12 protein-coding genes and 1 tRNA gene are annotated in these 16,925 nt (G+C 49.2%); 8 read left to right on the forward strand and 5 right to left on the reverse strand.

The window, feature by feature from the left end; all coding sequences use genetic code 11:
* The first annotated feature begins 92 nt into the window (after positions 1 to 92).
* A complete protein-coding gene (gene plsY, locus K0H60_RS15425) occupies positions 93 to 704 on the forward strand; it encodes a glycerol-3-phosphate 1-O-acyltransferase PlsY (protein WP_086903110.1) in 612 nt (203 codons plus the stop codon).
* A 94-nt stretch (positions 705 to 798) separates the two neighbouring features.
* Here the strand turns inward: plsY and tsaD are convergent, their stop codons facing one another.
* Positions 799 to 1,815 (reverse strand): tRNA (adenosine(37)-N6)-threonylcarbamoyltransferase complex transferase subunit TsaD, encoded by a 1,017-nt coding sequence (tsaD, locus tag K0H60_RS15430; RefSeq protein WP_011623654.1) that lies wholly within the window; start codon positions 1,813 to 1,815, stop codon positions 799 to 801.
* Positions 1,816 to 2,029: 214 nt separating this feature from the next.
* Between tsaD and rpsU the strand changes: the two genes are divergently transcribed.
* The 5 genes from rpsU (at position 2,030) to K0H60_RS15455 (ending at position 6,856) form a co-directional block, all read left to right on the forward strand.
* On the forward strand, positions 2,030 to 2,245 hold the full coding sequence (rpsU, locus tag K0H60_RS15435; RefSeq protein ID WP_006080725.1) for a 30S ribosomal protein S21: 216 nt from the start codon (positions 2,030 to 2,032) through the stop codon (positions 2,243 to 2,245).
* A 6-nt stretch (positions 2,246 to 2,251) separates the two neighbouring features.
* A complete protein-coding gene (locus K0H60_RS15440) occupies positions 2,252 to 2,695 on the forward strand; it encodes a GatB/YqeY domain-containing protein (protein ID WP_220056268.1) in 444 nt (147 codons plus the stop codon).
* Between the two features lie 83 nt (positions 2,696 to 2,778).
* The gene (dnaG, locus tag K0H60_RS15445; RefSeq protein WP_011626923.1) at positions 2,779 to 4,503 is read left to right on the forward strand and encodes a DNA primase; all 1,725 of its coding nucleotides are present in this window, start codon (positions 2,779 to 2,781) and stop codon (positions 4,501 to 4,503) included.
* Positions 4,504 to 4,638: 135 nt separating this feature from the next.
* The gene (rpoD, locus tag K0H60_RS15450) at positions 4,639 to 6,489 is read left to right on the forward strand and encodes an RNA polymerase sigma factor RpoD (RefSeq protein ID WP_086017268.1); all 1,851 of its coding nucleotides are present in this window, start codon (positions 4,639 to 4,641) and stop codon (positions 6,487 to 6,489) included.
* A gap of 290 nt (positions 6,490 to 6,779) precedes the next feature.
* Positions 6,780 to 6,856, forward strand: a tRNA-Ile gene (locus tag K0H60_RS15455).
* Positions 6,857 to 7,082: 226 nt separating this feature from the next.
* Here the strand turns inward: K0H60_RS15455 and K0H60_RS15460 are convergent.
* Positions 7,083 to 9,203, reverse strand: a complete 2,121-nt coding sequence (locus tag K0H60_RS15460; RefSeq protein WP_220056269.1) for a methyl-accepting chemotaxis protein — start codon at positions 9,201 to 9,203, stop codon at positions 7,083 to 7,085.
* 419 nt (positions 9,204 to 9,622) lie between these two features.
* Between K0H60_RS15460 and K0H60_RS15465 the strand changes: the two genes are divergently transcribed.
* Together K0H60_RS15465 and K0H60_RS15470 are read left to right on the forward strand one after the other, a co-directional pair.
* Positions 9,623 to 11,173 carry a peptide MFS transporter gene (locus tag K0H60_RS15465; RefSeq protein WP_011717927.1) on the forward strand — a complete coding sequence of 517 codons (1,551 nt, stop codon included), beginning with the start codon at positions 9,623 to 9,625 and terminating at the stop codon, positions 11,171 to 11,173.
* Positions 11,174 to 11,545: 372 nt separating this feature from the next.
* A complete protein-coding gene (locus K0H60_RS15470; RefSeq protein WP_220056270.1) occupies positions 11,546 to 12,595 on the forward strand; it encodes an LLM class flavin-dependent oxidoreductase in 1,050 nt (349 codons plus the stop codon).
* 53 nt (positions 12,596 to 12,648) lie between these two features.
* On the opposite strand, the gene gabT is transcribed toward K0H60_RS15470, so the two are convergent.
* From gabT to K0H60_RS15485, 3 genes are all read right to left on the reverse strand, one after another.
* Positions 12,649 to 13,926, reverse strand: a complete 1,278-nt coding sequence (gene gabT / locus K0H60_RS15475; RefSeq protein ID WP_220056271.1) for a 4-aminobutyrate--2-oxoglutarate transaminase — start codon at positions 13,924 to 13,926, stop codon at positions 12,649 to 12,651.
* Positions 13,927 to 14,028: 102 nt separating this feature from the next.
* Positions 14,029 to 15,477, reverse strand: coding sequence for an NADP-dependent succinate-semialdehyde dehydrogenase (gene gabD / locus K0H60_RS15480; RefSeq protein WP_220056272.1), 1,449 nt, complete (start codon positions 15,475 to 15,477; stop codon positions 14,029 to 14,031).
* A gap of 55 nt (positions 15,478 to 15,532) precedes the next feature.
* Complete coding sequence (locus tag K0H60_RS15485) at positions 15,533 to 16,819, reverse strand: NAD(P)/FAD-dependent oxidoreductase (protein WP_011717931.1); 1,287 nt, start codon at positions 16,817 to 16,819, stop codon at positions 15,533 to 15,535.
* Between the last annotated feature and the right edge of the window lie 106 nt (positions 16,820 to 16,925).

The raw sequence follows: 16,925 nt of genomic DNA on the forward strand, positions 1-16,925 counted from the left end.
TCGCGTTATCGCTATCGCTTATGACTGAATGCTTGCCAAGAGGCTGTTTAATTGTGGCGCGATAATACCTTAAGACGTGTAAGGAAACCAATGTGAGTCAATTAACACTGACACTTTTGATGATTGTGGCCGCCTATTTAGCCGGTTCTGTCTCAAGTGCTGTGCTAGTGTGTAGGATGAGAGGCCTACCCGACCCCAGATTGCAAGGCTCAGGCAACCCCGGAGCCACTAACGTGCTGCGCATTGGCGGCGCAAGCTCGGCTGCCATGGTGTTATTTTTCGATATGCTTAAGGGCGCCTTACCCACTTATCTAGCCTATTTAATGGGAATTGACGCCATATCCCTCGGTTTGATCGCCATCGCCGCCTGTCTTGGCCATATCTATCCGATATTTTTTGGTTTTAAAGGTGGCAAAGGTGTGGCGACCGCTTTTGGTGCCATGGCGCCGATTGGTGATGACTTAGCCATCTGCTTGATGGCTTCTTGGGTCGTCTTAGTCCTGATCAGTCGCTACTCTTCCCTCGCGGCTATTATCACCGCCCTACTAGCACCACTTTATACTTGGTGGTTGGATGACAGATTTACGATCCCCGTCGCTATGCTCTCAACCCTGATTATCATCCGCCATAAAGAAAATATTCAGCGGTTACTGAAAGGCGAAGAGTCTAAGGTGTCACGTAAAAAGCGTCCTAAAACACCTTAGTCACGCAACGTCATAGTGACTAATCCAAGAAAACAATAAAAAAAACAGCGCATCATGCGCTGTTTTTTATTTTGCTGACTTAGCCTGCGATAACTCATGCAACAGGCGGTAAAGTATCGAGCGGCCATCTCGGCTGACCTTTGACCGCTAAGTCTTCCTGTTGGCCTGCCTTTAAACGCTGCAGTCCAGCGAAGGCAATCATGGCACCATTGTCAGTGCAAAATTCACCACGAGGATAATAAACTCGGCCACCAATAGAGGTCATCATCTCGGCCAAGGTTTCACGTAAGCGCGTGTTGGCACTCACGCCACCCGCGATCACTAAACGGTTATAGCCAGTTTGTTTTAACGCGCGGCGACATTTAATCGCGAGCGTATCGACGACCGCTTCTTCAAAGGCGCGGGCGATGTTTGCGCGGGTTTGCTCATCATCGGGCTCGGCGGCAATGGTATTGGCGGTAAAAGTTTTAAGCCCTGAGAAACTAAAATCGAGTCCGGGTCTGTCGGTCATTGGCCGTGGAAATTGATAACCTGCTGGCTCACCTTTGGCGGCCAGTTTTGCAAGCCGTGGACCGCCGGGATAATCAAGCCCCATTAACTTAGCAGTTTTATCAAAGGCTTCACCGGCGGCGTCATCCACCGACTCACCTAAGACTTCATAAAGGCCGATACCATCGACCTTTACTAACATGGAGTGGCCGCCAGACACTAACAGTGCCACAAAGGGAAACTCTGGCGCATCGTCTTCCAGCATTGGCGCCAGCAGATGCCCTTCCATATGGTGCACACCGATGGCGGGTTTATTCCAAGCAAAGGCAAGTGAGCGGCCAACACAAGCGCCCACTAATAAAGCACCGATAAGACCAGGGCCTTTGGTGTAGGCAATCCCATCTAAATCGGCAATTTCGGTATTGGCATTTTTCAACGCTTGGCGGATCAGCGGGACAATTTTGCGCACATGGTCGCGGGAAGCCAGTTCAGGCACAACCCCACCATAATCCGCATGCAACTTAACCTGACTATATAAAGCATGGGAGAGCAATCCCAGCTTATCGTCATAGACGGCAATACCTGTCTCGTCACAAGATGTCTCAATACCTAGAACCCGCATGGTGCCTCATATCCAAATTACCAAAGGGCGCTAATTCTACCTGTATGATGACAATTACTCCAGTCGCCGATCATCATATTCCCGTGGCCAAACCCACCATACAGGATTAGGGCTTTACAAGCCTAGTTGTCTCGGTATAAAATTCCGCACCATTTTAAATACACTTGGTTCAAGCAATTGAACCACACAACCTACACCTAAGGGGTGATGGCGTATGCCAATTATTAAAGTACGTGAAAACGAACCATTCGACGTAGCTCTGCGTCGTTTCAAGCGCTCTTGTGAAAAAGCTGGTATTTTAGCTGACGTGCGTGCTCGTGAATTCTACGAGAAGCCAACTACTGCACGTAAGCGCGCTAAAGCAGCTGCAGTTAAACGTTTAGCTAAAAAGCTTTCTCGCGAAAACGCACGTCGCGTACGTTTATACTAATCTCTTATGAGCCTAATTGATCAGCTAAAAGACCATATGAAACAGGCCATGATCGCCAAAGAGAAGGCGAGATTGAGCACTATTCGTATGGCACTTGCAGCCATCAAACAGATTGAAGTGGATACCCGCGAACCCCTGAATGATGAGCAGGTTATAGCTGTCTTAACCAAAATGGTGAAACAACGTCGCGATTCGATTGCTCAATATGAAGCAGCGGGTCGTAGCGAGTTGGCCGCAGCAGAAGCAGAAGAGATTCAAGTTATTGAAACTTTCCTGCCGACTCCCCTCTCTGAGGCGGAAATTGCCGCGTTCATCGATGCCGCTATTTCTGAAATAGGCGCATCCTCCATGGCGGATATGGGCAAAGTAATGGGAGCATTAAAACCTAAAGTTCAAGGACGTGCAGACATGGGCGCTATCGGCGCTATGATCCGTGCAAAATTGCAATAATTAGCGTTTCAATGTATGAACAAGCCGTGCCTATGCGCGGCTTGTTTGTTTAAATTCGCGCAAGGCGAGATTTTAAGCACTCAATGGCAATACCTCGTGATTTTATCAATGAGCTAATCGCTCGCACCGACATTGTCGAGCTTATCGACCGCAAGGTGCCCTTGAAAAAGGCGGGTAAAAACTACTCGGCCTGTTGTCCTTTTCATAGCGAAAAATCACCTTCGTTTACCGTTAGCCGCGATAAACAGTTTTATCATTGTTTTGGCTGCGGTGCCCACGGCAACGCCATCGATTTTGTGATGGAGTACGACAGACTCGACTTTGTCGATGCCATAGAAGATCTTGCCGGACAACTGGGCTTAGAAGTCCCAAGGGAACAAGGCACGGGTAAACGCCAAGACGATGGCCTAAGCCGTGATCTATACCAATTAATGGAAGAAGCGAGCCGCTTTTTTCAAACTCAGTTAAGACAACACCAAGACAAGCAAAAAGTCATCGACTACCTCGCCTATCGCGGATTATCCGATGATATTGTTGAGCATTTTGGGATTGGTTTTGCGCCCGACGGTTGGGATGGCTTATTAAGCCGCTACCGACATAGTCAAGATGCACAGGATAAACTCCTGACCGCAGGCATGCTGATCAGCAATGACAGCGGTAAAAGATACGACAGATTCCGTGACCGCCTGATGTTTCCTATTCGCGACCGTCGTGGTCGTGTGATTGGATTTGGTGGCAGAGTATTGGGAGATGGCACCCCCAAGTACTTGAATTCGCCAGAAACGCCCATATTTCATAAGGGCAATGAACTCTACGGCCTATACGAGCTAAAACAACGTCATCGCGATCCCGATAAGGTACTGATTGTCGAAGGCTATATGGACGTAGTCGCCCTCGCCCAATATGGCGTGGATTACGCGGTCGCCTCCCTAGGCACCTCGACGACGGCTGAACAATTCCAATTGTTGCTGCGTAGTGCCAAGGAAGTGATTTGTTGTTATGACGGCGATAGAGCCGGTAATGAGGCCGCCTGGCGCGCCTTAGAAACTGCTTTACCCCTACTCAAACCTGGGGACAAAGTGCGTTTTATGTTTTTACCCCAATCTGAAGATCCGGATTCAATGGTTCGTAAGATAGGTAAAGACGCCTTCGAGCAAATGATGGAAAGTGCCATCACGCTGCCCGAATTTTTGTTTGATACATTAGCGACAAAATTTGGTACCGATAAAGGTAACTTAGCCAAACAAGCCTTTGGCCTAATTGAAAAAATTCAAGATACTGTGCTGCAAAACCTACTGCTTGAGAACTTAGCTCACAAGTTAGGCATGAACAGCTCAGACGATATGAAGAAAAAACTGGGTTTTAGTGTCAAACAAACTAAGCCCACAGCATCAACGGGACTCAAAGGACGCGGTACGCCATTGCGACTTGCCATCGCCTTGTTAGTACAGCATCCCGAGCTGGGAGTGGGATTATCCCCACAACCGGCATTAAACCATCTGCAAATGCCAGGCATCGACTTGCTGCCATTGCTGTTGGAATTAACACGAGAGCATAGGTTAAACAGCGCACAACTACTTGAGCAATTCAGAGACAGCCCCCACAGCGGGACGCTGCATAAATTAGCCCAATGGGACCATCAAGTGGCGGATGAAAACCTGCTCGAAAAGTTTAAACAGACCCTGGTTTGGTTGAACAATCAATATATTGAGCAACGATATCAGGAATTGAGTCTAAAACAGACCCATACTAAGGAAGAGAAGATCCAGCTGCAGAAGCTGATCTCAGTCATGAAAGGACTAAACTGAGGCAAAAATGTCCTCAATCAGTATCCCAGTGACTAGCACAGGTAAGTGCACATGGCTATAATTGACGATTTGCGCGGCACTTAGCACAAGCTAACTGTCCGTCGTTGTAACAGTTTCCCAACTTGGATGATATCTATGGATCATACTCCGCAGTCGCAACTCAAGCTGTTGCTTGCCAAAGGTAAAGAGCAAGGTTACTTAACCTATGCAGAAGTGAACGATCACTTACCTGCAGACATGGTCGATTCTGACCAGATCGAAGATATTATCCAGATGATAAATGACATGGGTATTCGGGTGTTCGAAGAAGCACCTGATGCCGATGACATGATGATGTCGGAAGACAACACAGACGAAGATGCAGCGGAAGAAGCCGCAGCCGCCCTTGCCACAGTAGAAAGTGAGCTAGGCCGCACCACAGACCCAGTGCGTATGTACATGCGCGAAATGGGTACCGTTGAACTGCTGACCCGTGAAGGCGAAATCGTTATCGCCAAACGCATCGAAGAAGGCATCAACACAGTTCAAAGCTCTGTCGCCGAATACCCACAAGCGATCGCCATGATCCTTGAGCAGTACGACCAGTACGAAGCCGACGAACTGCGCCTGTCTGATATTATCTCTGGATTTGTTAACCCGGACGAAGAAGACCTAGGTCCAACCGCGACTCATATCGGTTCTGAATTATCGGAAGAAGATCTCGATGATGAAGATGATGATGAAGACGACGAAGACGAAGACGGTGACGGCGAAGGTGATGACGATGGCAACAAGGGTCCCGATCCTGAAGAAGCGCGTGAACGCTTTAGCCAATTAAGAACCGCCTACGAAAACGCGCTTAAAATCATCGATGCCAAAGGTCGTGAACACCCAGAATCGATTCAAGCACTGTTTGAAATCGGCGAGATTTTCAAAGAGTTCCGCCTCGTACCTAAGCAATTCGACCGCTTAGTGAAAAGCATGCGCTCTATGATGGACCGCGTGCGCGTTCAAGAGCGTCTACTGATGAAGCTCTGTGTCGAACAGGCCAAAATGCCGAAGAAGAACTTTGTAAAATTCTTCACCGGTAACGAAACCAATCTAGATTGGTTCGATGCAGAAAAGAACTCAACCAAGCCTTATGCCGAAGGCTTAAGAATGGTTGAAGAAGACGTTCAGCGTTGCCGTAGCAAGCTGGCCGCCATCGAAGAAGAAACTGGCTTAGTGATTGCCGCCATTAAAGATATCAACCGTCGTATGTCAATCGGTGAAGCCAAGGCTCGCCGTGCGAAGAAAGAAATGGTTGAGGCAAACTTACGTCTAGTAATTTCTATCGCGAAGAAATACACCAACCGTGGTCTGCAATTCTTGGATCTTATCCAAGAAGGTAACATCGGTCTGATGAAGGCTGTTGATAAGTTCGAATACCGTCGTGGTTACAAGTTCTCGACCTATGCGACTTGGTGGATCCGTCAGGCAATCACCCGCTCAATCGCGGACCAAGCCCGTACGATCCGTATTCCAGTACATATGATCGAAACCATCAACAAGCTGAACCGTATCTCTCGCCAAATGCTGCAGGAAATGGGTCGTGAGCCCTCACCTGAAGAACTGGCAGAGCGTATGATGATGCCGGAAGATAAGATCCGTAAGGTACTGAAAATCGCTAAAGAACCTATCTCCATGGAAACCCCAATCGGTGACGATGAAGATTCGCATTTAGGTGATTTTATCGAGGATACCACCCTCGAATTACCACTGGACAGCGCCACCAGCGAAAGCCTGAAGAGCGCCACCCATGAGGTATTAGCAGGCTTAACGGCCCGTGAAGCAAAAGTACTGCGTATGCGTTTTGGTATCGACATGAATACCGACCACACGCTGGAAGAAGTGGGTAAACAATTTGACGTAACCCGTGAGCGTATCCGTCAAATCGAGGCGAAAGCCCTGCGTAAACTGCGCCACCCTTCACGTTCGGAAATCTTAAAGTCGTTCTTAGACGAATAGTCAACCGAAGCATCGATTCTAAGCCCCGCCTCGCGGGGCTTTTTATTGCCCCTATTAACATCCCTTAAAATTCATCCTGAATAGCCATTACTAAGCTCTCTTTCAAAATCAAATGGTTAAAAATAACTTCTCCATTCAGACGATATGAAATCCAGAAGCCAAAACCACAGTTGATTAACAGATAACCACTTGAATCAATTCGGTGAATTTCATCAAAAAACACGGGTGACAAGCGCAAACAAGCTTAGTATACTGCCACTCGCTTTAGGTAATGACGATTGCCTTTAGTCGGCCCCTTAGCTCAGTTGGTTAGAGCACACGACTCATAATCGTTAGGTCCACGGTTCAAGTCCGTGAGGGGCCACCACCCAATTCAACAAAAAAGCCCATTTCATAATGGGCTTTTTTGTGTCTGTCATCTATCAATACTCACTCATTCCCACGCACTTCATTTCCGATAACCACTCAAATGTGATTTCGATTTGCCCTTTTAGGCTATTGCTAAAATAAGACCAAAAACAAAGGCGCTGAGTGAAATTCACTTAAGCGCCTTGGTGACTTTCCCTTGTGCACGCTGTGCAAGGGTACTCTATTTAGGTCTTTAACTTACCTAATTGTTGATGCTGCTGTTTCACCAGTTCGGCGAGGACCACACTGCTTTGCTGCGCTTCACCCGCAAGGCGAGCCAGCTCAGAGGCCGAGTCAGAAATTCCGGTGATATTACGATTAACTTCTTCAGTTACCGCACTTTGTTCCTCCGCTGCGGCGGCAATATGCGTCACCTGAGAAGAAATTTCCTCTATCTGACTGACCATAGAATTAAGCGATGTGAGCGCTTGCTCGGTTTGCGACACGGCCATTTGCGCACGCTCAGCACCTTTATCAATAATGCCTGAGGCACTATTCACCTCTTGCTGCAGGGCATCGATCAGCACGCTGATATCATCGGTCGAACTTTGGGTTTTAGAAGCAAGCGCCCTCACCTCATCGGCCACAACTGCAAAACCCCGTCCTTGTTCACCCGCCCGCGCCGCCTCAATTGCGGCGTTCAATGCCAGTAAGTTAGTTTGCGCGGCAATCGAGCTAATCACCTCGAGAATACGGCTGATGTTCGTGCTGCTTTCAGCCACTTTGCTCACGGCCACTTTCGCCTGCATCGACTCCTGCGACATTGTGGTCACGTATTCCATCGCCTTAGTCAGGCTCTCTTCGCTGAGACGCACATTGCGCGACATGGCTTCGGTTTCCGCAGCCGTTTGCTCAGAAGCTTTCGCCACTTCAAGCGCCGTGGCACTCATCTCATTAACCGCGGTTACCACGCTTTCGATTTCGCCATACTGACGGTGGACACTATCGCGTGTCAATTCCGCAATTTGTGCCGAGGAGAGACTTTCCTCCTGAGTGCGTCCCGCGAGCGTTTTTAACTCGCTGATCAAGTCTTTCAGCTTATGAATAAAGGAGTTAAAGCCTTTACCCAGTGCAATCAGTTCCGCATGGGCATCGACCACAATCGATTGGGTTAAATCACCATCGGCGCTGGCCAAGTGTTCCACACGGCCTTGGATCATCTTAAGCGGTGCAATAATGCTGCGGATCACTATGCTGATAGTAACCACTGCTAGAATGGACACGGCTAAACCGACCATCAACAAGATGCTGCCAAGGGATGTGGCCATTTCATCCATTTTGCCATTCAACTCAATAGAACTCTTAAAGGCTTGAGCCTTAGGGACTTGGATAGCCAATGACCATTCCGCTTTCGCCAGTGGGATTTTTATCGGGTAGGCCACGATAATCTCATCATCGTTTGCCATATAGCCGCCATTTTTATGTAACGCGACTATCTGCGAGGCAAGTTTAGGGTCAATAGACTCGCTCAGAGGGCGCGCTTTTTTGCTGTAATGACTCGCGGCAACCACTAACCCACGGGTACTGAGTAAGGTTACCTTGGCTTGACCGTCGTAAAGACTCTTAGATAATTTATCGATTAGGGCCTGAAATACGGGCAAGTTCACATCGACGCCTACCACCCCAATAAACTGCTTATGCTTGACCACTGGCACGGTCAGAGAGGTCATCAGCGCATTATTACCTGGGGTGATTTCATAGAGATAAGGCTCCATCAAACAAGGCTTTAAGGTTTCCTTAGCACAGAGATACCATTCGGCTTCACGGATCCCAAACTCGTTTAAGGTCGTGACATATTTTTCTGCGGAATCATCTACTTGATTATGCTCGACCGTGCCATCATCGTTGCGAGTGTAATACACCTCCAATGATCCCGATGATGCGACGCTATGGCTAACCTCGACATTTAAAAACTCACTGTCGAGCCCGTCGTAACCATTAGGCTCAAACTGCGCGTACATGGAGGATATCTGGTTATTTTTCTTTAATACCGCCGCCACGGCCAGCTCTAAGCGATCACGCTTTAATGGCAACTCTTCCGCCGTACTCTCTAACATGCCGGAAAAGGAAAACGGGATCCGATAGGCTTCATTGATAAATCCCGCCACCATTTCACCATATTCACCCGCACGGGCTTCGAGTTTGTCACGGGTTTCGGTTTGTAGTGTCTCTTGAACCTGATTAGACAGCTCTGTGTTTTGGTCCGAAAGAGTCCACCAGAGGCTGATGGAAAGAATGGCAACAATTGAGAGGAATAAGGCGGAAGTGATCCACAACAACTTAGTACTGATGGACAAATGCTTCATCGAGTAAACTCCAAAAGATAGAAGGTCAAGAGCCTAATTATTTTGATCTAGTTCATTTTTATTTTTGCTTCTCAGTTTAAAAAATAGCACTCAGTCACGAGATTACCAGCCTTTAAGATAGTGAATTGTTAAGCGTAAGTAAAACTTTTCACTGACTCATTTGGCGTCAATCTTCACTTTTATCTCCATCGCTGAAAGTTTGATATTTATCGCGAAATGCCATGTGGTGATAAGACAAAACTCACAATCAGCCTCGGTTATCTGGTCGACATTTTTTTACAAAAATTAATTCCAGATTAAAAATGCCCATTTCATTTGTAACAAAGTCTATTCTGCGGCGTTGTGGCATTGGTTTGCGCAGACTATCGCCTTATACTCTTGGCCTCTAACACAAAACAACAATAACGGAAGCAAGCTTTATGACTCTTGGTACCAATCAGGTAAGCAAGACACATTCGTTTATGACAGTGTCGCTTATCGAATTGTGGGAACGTTTTGGTTATTACGGCATGCAGGCGCTGATCGTGTACTTTATGGTGCAGCGTCTTGGCTTTGATGACTCCCGTGCAAACTTAGTTTGGAGTGCCTGTGCGGCGCTGATTTACGTGTCGCCAGCCATCGGCGGTTGGGTTGGGGATAAAATTCTCGGCACCAAACGCACTATGCTGCTCGGTGCGGGGATTTTGTCGGTAGGTTATGCATTGATGACTGTGCCGACCGAAAACACTTGGTTTATGTTCTCCGCCCTTGGGGTGATTGTGGTCGGTAACGGCCTATTTAAACCCAATGCCGGTAACTTAGTCCGTAAGATTTACGAAGGTGACGATTCTAAAATCGACAGCGCCTTTACCATCTACTACATGGCGGTAAACGTAGGTTCAACCTTCTCTATGCTGTTAACGCCTTGGATTAAGGACTATGTTAACGCGCAATACGGTAACGAATTTGGCTGGCATGCCGCCTTTGCGGTGTGCTGTGTGGGCTTAATTGTCGGCTTAGGTAACTATGCCCTGATGCACAAGAGCCTCGCCAACTATGGTTCAGAGCCTGATACTCGCCCAGTCAACAAGAAGAACTTGGCTATCGTCTTAGTCTTAGCAGCGCTTTCGGTTGTGGCTTCAGCCATTATTCTTGAATATGAAGATGTTGCCAGAGTATTCGTGTATGCCGCGGGTGTGGCGGTATTGGGGATTTTCTTCCACTTAATTCGTACCAGTGAGCCAAGTGAGCGTGCAGGCCTTATCGCGGCGCTAATCCTCACAGTGCAGACCGTCTTCTTCTTTATCTTCTATCAACAAATGTCGACCTCACTGGCCCTGTTTGCGCTGCGTAACGTCGATTGGGATTTCCAAGTCTTTGGTACCCATTTGTGGACTTGGTCTCCGGCACAGTTCCAAGCACTGAACCCAATCTGGATCATGGTGTTAAGCCCTGTTCTGGCTTGGAGTTATTCTTGGGCAGGTCGCAACAATAAGGACTTTTCGATTGCCGCTAAGTTCGCCTTAGGTTTTGCGGTTGTCGCGATAGGCTTCTTTATCTACGGTTTTGCAGGCCAATTTGCCGTTGAGGGTAAGACCTCTTCTTGGGTGATGATTTGGGGTTATGCTTCTTACTCACTCGGCGAACTGCTGGTGAGTGGTCTTGGTTTAGCCATGATCGCCCGCTATGTCCCCGCTCGCATGGGCGGCTTTATGATGGGCGCCTATTTCGTGGCATCGGGCATTTCCCAGTACTTGGGCGGCGTTGTAGCGAACTTTGCCAGCGTGCCACAGGACTTAGTCGATCCGCTGCAGACACTGCCAGTCTATACCAATCTATTCAATAAATTAGGTATTGCGGCCGTGGTTTGTACTTTTATCGCCTTAGCCGTATTACCACTGATGCGACGTTTGACCGAAAGTCATCACGCCCATAACAGTATTGAAGATAACGCGGCGGCCTCACTACGTGATGTGAAAGCCGAGCAATAATCCTCCCACTCACATTCGCTATTTGTGAGCGCTAAAAACTGCCGACAAGCCCCGCTTGCGGCAGTTTTTTTATACCTTTAGGTTACAGCTCAGCACCAAACAATCTGAACTTGCTGTGCTTATTTTTCATGCATCGGCTTGGGATAAGGCTTTCACCCCTGTTTGCAAAACTAAGATGTTCGGTTCCAATTTCAGTGCAGTGTTAAGTTCAAGCCTTGAGCTTGTTTATCATTGATACGTCACCATATCCTAGGGTAAGACTCCATCAGCACTGACAGAGCAATCGCTTTAGCGCCCACCACATTATTCATCCGTGGGAGACAAATAAAGCCGTTGCCACAGAGCTGACTCACGCAAAGAGGCGCTTCATTTATGGCTACATCATCGACTTCAACATCTGCCACCCCATCGCAGGCAGTGACTAAATCTCCCCTAGCGGATATTCCCTTTTCACTGTTAGAGCTTGCCCCGGTTCGCCATGGCGCCAGTATCGGAGACACGCTACGCGACAGCCTACAATACGCTAAGGTGGCCGATGACTTAGGTTTTAATCGATTCTGGTTTGCCGAGCATCACAATATGCCCGGTATCGCCAGCGCCGCGACATCGGTATTAATTGGTTATATTGCTGAAAATACTAAACACATTCGCGTCGGCGCGGGTGGGATTATGCTGCCCAACCATGCGCCCTTAGTGGTTGCCGAGCAGTTTGGTACACTCGAGAGTCTTTATCCTGGGCGTATCGATTTAGGACTTGGCCGCGCACCGGGCAGCGATCAAATCACCAGCCGAGCCCTTAACCGCGATATGAGCCGCGCGGAGCAATTTCCCGCCGAGGTGAGCGAGTTACAGACCTTGCTCGGCGACTACAATGGCCGTCATCCCGTAAGAGCGATTCCCGGCGAAGGCACCCATGTGCCGATTTGGCTACTCGGCTCTAGCCTGTTTAGCGCCCAGCTTGCGGCGCAGCGCGGCTTACCCTATGTCTTTGCAGGGCATTTTGCGCCCAGATTCCTCTACGATGCGATAGAGATTTACCGCCGCGACTTTAAGCCATCTAAGGTGTTGGATAAGCCCTATGTCATGCTTGGCCTGCCACTTATCGCCGCCGAGACAGACGCCGAAGCAGAATACTTAAGCACCACCTCCAAGCAACGGGTGCTTGCGCTGATCCGTGGTGAACCGCTTTGGTTAAAACCGCCCGTAGACAGCATGGATGGCCTGTGGAGCGAGCAGGAAAAAACCTATGTCGATAACTTCTTAGGCTTATCCGTCACCGGTAGCCCCACCAGCATCAAACACCGCTTAGAGATGATAGTGAAGGAGTTAGGTGTCGATGAGTTTATCTTTACCAACGATTTGTATGCTCAGGACAAACGTGAGCGAGCGCTGCAAATCCTAATGGAGATAAAAGGCTCTTAAGCGTTAAACCACGCCATAAAAAATCCCGCCTAAGCGGGATTTTTTTATATCTGTTAACCTTTTAACACGGCATCGAAGCAGGACTTAAGAATGCCCAACCCCGCAGCGAGCTGCTCGTCTGGCACTGTTAATGGCACCAATATACGCAGCACGTTACCGTAGGTGCCACAGGAAAGAAGTATCAGTCCTCTATCTCTTGCCTCAGCTAAGATTTGGGCACAATACTGAGGCGCGGGTTTGCCCTCTTCCATCAACTCAATGGCAATCATCGCCCCTAGACCACGCACATCGGCAATTTGCGGATGTTCAACCTGCATAGTATTCAGCGCCGACTTAATCCGCTCGCCAATTGCATTGGCACGTTCAAGCAGCTTTTCCTCTTCAAACACTTCGAGTACGGCGAGCGCTGCCGCACAGGCCAGCGGATTACCGCCGTAGGTGCCACCAAGGCCACCGGGACCGATGGCATCCATGACTTCAGCTTTACCCGTAATACCTGAAAGGGGGAAGCCACCGGCAATAGATTTCGCAAAGGTGGTGATATCGGCGCTCACGCCCATTTGCTCCATAGCAAAGAAGGTTCCTGTGCGACCCGCACCCGTTTGCACTTCATCGGCGATCAGCATAATGCCTTCGCGGTCGCAAAGCGCACGTAAACGTTGCATAAAGTCTGGCGATGCGGCATAAAACCCACCCTCGCCCTGCACAGGCTCGAGGATGATGGCCGCGATATCGCTCGGCTCAGCATCATTTTTAAAGATGCGTTCGATAGAGGCCATCGCATCATCATCTGATACGCCGTGCAGTACACAGGGGAACTCGGCGCGGAACACATTGGCCGACATGAGCCCCATGCCTTTGCTGTAAGGCGCGACCTTTCCCGTTAATGCCAGCGCCGCCATAGTGCGACCATGGTAACCCGAGGTAAAGGCAATCACGCCCGCTCGCTTAGTGTATGCACGAGCAACTTTAACCGCGTTTTCAACCGCTTCTGAGCCGCTGGTGAATAAGGCCGTCTTCTTAGCAAAATCCCCTGGCACTAACTGATTCAGTTTTTCACAGACTTGAATATAACTTTCGTAGCCAAGCACCATAAAACAGGTGTGGGAGAAGTCCTCAAGCTGCGCCGCAACGGCCGCCTTCACCTTAGGATGTAAATGCCCAGTGTTAAGCACCGCAATACCCCCCGCAAAGTCGATAAACTCTCGACCTTCAACATCCCACACGGTCGCGTTTTCGGCGCGAGCAGTAAAAACAGGATGAATTTGACCAACACCGCCTGCTACTGCGGCTTGGCGACGTGCCATCAATGAATCATTGGTTGTGCTCATTTAGTATTCCTTGCTCGCGTGCCTAACTTGGCTATACACAAATGTCGATAACAATGCCTATGCCCAAAGGGCTACCACTGGCGGTCTATCCCAAACTGATGCTTAAACAGACATGCAGATATATTTGATTTCTAAATATTCTTCGATGCCGTACTTAGAACCTTCTCGACCGAGCCCTGAGGATTTCATTCCGCCAAACGGCGCGACTTCGGTGGAAATCAAGCCAGTGTTGACGCCCACCATGCCGTATTCCAATGCCTCGGCCACTTTCCACACGAGTGAAATATCACGGCCATAAAAATAAGCCGCCAAGCCAAACTCGGTATCATTGGCTTGCTTAATCACATCGTCCACATCGGTAAACTTAAACAGCGGCGCCAGTGGGCCAAAGGTTTCTTCACGGGCGACACGCATACTGCTATCGACATGCGTCAGTACCGTTGGCTCGAAGAAGTTGCCGCCTAAGCTATGGGGCTTACCGCCCGCAACCACAGTCGCCCCTTTACTGAGCGCATCCTCAAGATGGCTCTGGACTTTTTCGACCGCCGCGCGATTGATAAGCGGTCCCGTAGTTACGCCCTCGCCAATGCCCTCGCCCACCTTTAATTTGCCCACGGCAATGCTGAGCTTGCGGGCAAATTCGTCATACACGCCAGCCTGAACATAAATGCGGTTAGCGCAGACACAGGTTTGCCCCGCATTGCGATACTTAGCGATCATGGCGCCTTCAACCGCCGCATCGATATTGGCATCATCGAATACGATAAATGGCGCGTTACCACCTAATTCTAAAGATAATTTCTTCAGTGTCGGCGCACATTGCTCCATTAACTTAATGCCCACCTGGGTCGAGCCGGTGAAAGACAACTTACGCACGACTGGGTTGCTGCACATCTCATTACCAATGCCGATAGCATCGCCAGTGATCACGCTGAACACCCCTGCGGGGATCCCGGCGCGCTCGGCAAGCACGGCCAAGGCTAATGCAGTAAAAGGCGTTTGCGGCGCAGGTTTCACCACCATAGTACAACCCGCTGCCAGTGCTGGCGCAGCTTTGCGGGTGATCATCGCCGCAGGGAAATTCCAGGGGGTAATGGCCGCAGTCACGCCCACGGGCTGCTTAATCACCATGATGCGTTTATCGCCCTGATGTCCAGGAATCGTATCGCCATAGACGCGTTTCGCTTCTTCGGCGAACCATTCGATAAAGGAGGCGGCGTAGGTGACTTCACCCTTAGCTTCAGCAATAGGCTTGCCCTGCTCAGTGGTCATCATTAACGCTAAGTCATCACTGTTTTCATTGAGTAATTCAAACCAACGACGCAGCTTGGCACCACGCTCTTTTGCGGTAAGTGCTCGCCATGCGGGCAATGCCGCTTCGGCTGCCGCAATAGCCGCTTGAGTTTCGGCTTGTCCCATCACAGGGACACTGGCGATAACCGCGCCCGTCGCGGGATTGGCGATAGCGACAGTTTCTTTTGACTGCGCATCGCACCACTGACCATTGATATAACATTGCTGACGCAGCAGACTCGGGTCTTTTAACAACACAGGAAATTCCTCTCGCTGCGAGGTAATGCCTTACCTCGTATAAAAATTAAATAAATTAGATACCTAATTTATCTCTTAGACTGTAATACCATGCCCCCAGCGCACTAAAAGGCACACGTAAGGCGTGACCGCCAGGGAAGGGATAATGGGGCAGCGCCGCAAAAGCATCGAAACGCGTGGCTTGACCATTGAGCATTTCGGCAATTAACTTGCCTGCCAAGTGGGTATAAGTGACGCCATGGCCACTACAACCCTGTGAATAATAGATATTTTTACCAATACGGCCGACCTGTGGTAAACGCGATAAGGTCAATAAAAAGTTACCCGTCCAGGCATAATCAACCTTAACCCCTTTTAACTGTGGGAAGGTTTTGAGCATATTCGGAATAATCAGGGATTCGATATCCGCGGGATCGCGGGCACCATACACAACACCACCGCCGTAGATCAGGCGCTTATCGCCAGACAGCCTAAAATAATCGAGCAGATAGTTACAATCTTCGACGCAATAATCTTGAGGTAACAGGCTTGCTGCCAGCTCTTCGTCTAAGGGCTCTGTAGTGATCACTTGGGTGCCACAGGGCATTGATTTAGCTTGCAATTCAGGCATGAGCTTACCGAGGTAAGCGTTACCCGCCACCACCACAAACTTGGCTTTTACGCTGCCCTTAGCGGTGTGCACCACAGGACTATCGCCTTCGTCGACCCGCAATACCGCTGAGTCTTCAAAAATTTTTCCGCCGAGGGATTCTACCGCACGGGCTTCACCCAAGGCTAAATTCAGCGGATGAATATGGCCGCCGCTCTTATCCAACATACCGCCGACATAGCGCTCAGTATTTACCACAGAGCGAATGCTGTTTGCATCGAGCAGCTCAAGTTTGCCCACGTGGCCATGGCTTTCCCATAACTGCTTTTGATGGCGTAAATGGCCCATTTGCTTTTCGTTCATCGCCGCAAATACGCCGCCATCCTTTAGATCGCAATCAATATTGTACTTAGCGATACGTTCACGGATGATACGCCCGCCCTCGAAGGCCATTTGTCCGAAAAGCTTGGCTTGTTCTTTGCCGACGGTTTTTTCAATGGTATCAATGTCACGGCTATAGCTGTTAACGATTTGTCCGCCATTACGCCCCGATGCTCCCCAGCCAATCCGCGCCGCTTCGAGCACTACCACACTAAAACCCGATTCGAGTAAATGCAGTGCGGCAGACAGGCCAGTGTACCCCGCGCCAATCACACAAACATCGGCTTCAATCGATTCCTGTAAACGCGCGCGCTCAACCTTATCGTTGGCCGATGCCGCATAATATGATCCAGTGTGAGGTATGGCTGACATGATGTTCCCTTGATTTTTATGTTCATTATTTTAAACAACTATCACATCCTACACCTTCAAATCGGGAAACACTAGCCATAAAAGCACAATAATTTACACGATGTTT

It is taken from the genome of Shewanella mangrovisoli (assembly GCF_019457635.1).
GTDB classification, from domain to species: domain Bacteria; phylum Pseudomonadota; class Gammaproteobacteria; order Enterobacterales; family Shewanellaceae; genus Shewanella; species Shewanella mangrovisoli.

Bases quoted from the DNA above. Each gene is read 5' to 3' on its own strand.
- tsaD (WP_011623654.1), bottom strand. From the start codon at position 1,815: ATGCGGGTTCTAGGTATTGAGACATCTTGTGACGAGACAGGTATTGCC.
- rpsU (WP_006080725.1), top strand. From the start codon at position 2,030: ATGCCAATTATTAAAGTACGTGAAAACGAACCATTCGACGTAGCTCTG.
- K0H60_RS15440 (WP_220056268.1), top strand. From the start codon at position 2,252: ATGAGCCTAATTGATCAGCTAAAAGACCATATGAAACAGGCCATGATC.
- dnaG (WP_011626923.1), top strand. From the start codon at position 2,779: ATGGCAATACCTCGTGATTTTATCAATGAGCTAATCGCTCGCACCGAC.
- rpoD (WP_086017268.1), top strand. From the start codon at position 4,639: ATGGATCATACTCCGCAGTCGCAACTCAAGCTGTTGCTTGCCAAAGGT.
- K0H60_RS15460 (WP_220056269.1), bottom strand. From the start codon at position 9,203: ATGAAGCATTTGTCCATCAGTACTAAGTTGTTGTGGATCACTTCCGCC.
- K0H60_RS15465 (WP_011717927.1), top strand. From the start codon at position 9,623: ATGACTCTTGGTACCAATCAGGTAAGCAAGACACATTCGTTTATGACA.
- K0H60_RS15470 (WP_220056270.1), top strand. From the start codon at position 11,546: ATGGCTACATCATCGACTTCAACATCTGCCACCCCATCGCAGGCAGTG.
- gabT (WP_220056271.1), bottom strand. From the start codon at position 13,926: ATGAGCACAACCAATGATTCATTGATGGCACGTCGCCAAGCCGCAGTA.
- K0H60_RS15485 (WP_011717931.1), bottom strand. From the start codon at position 16,819: ATGTCAGCCATACCTCACACTGGATCATATTATGCGGCATCGGCCAAC.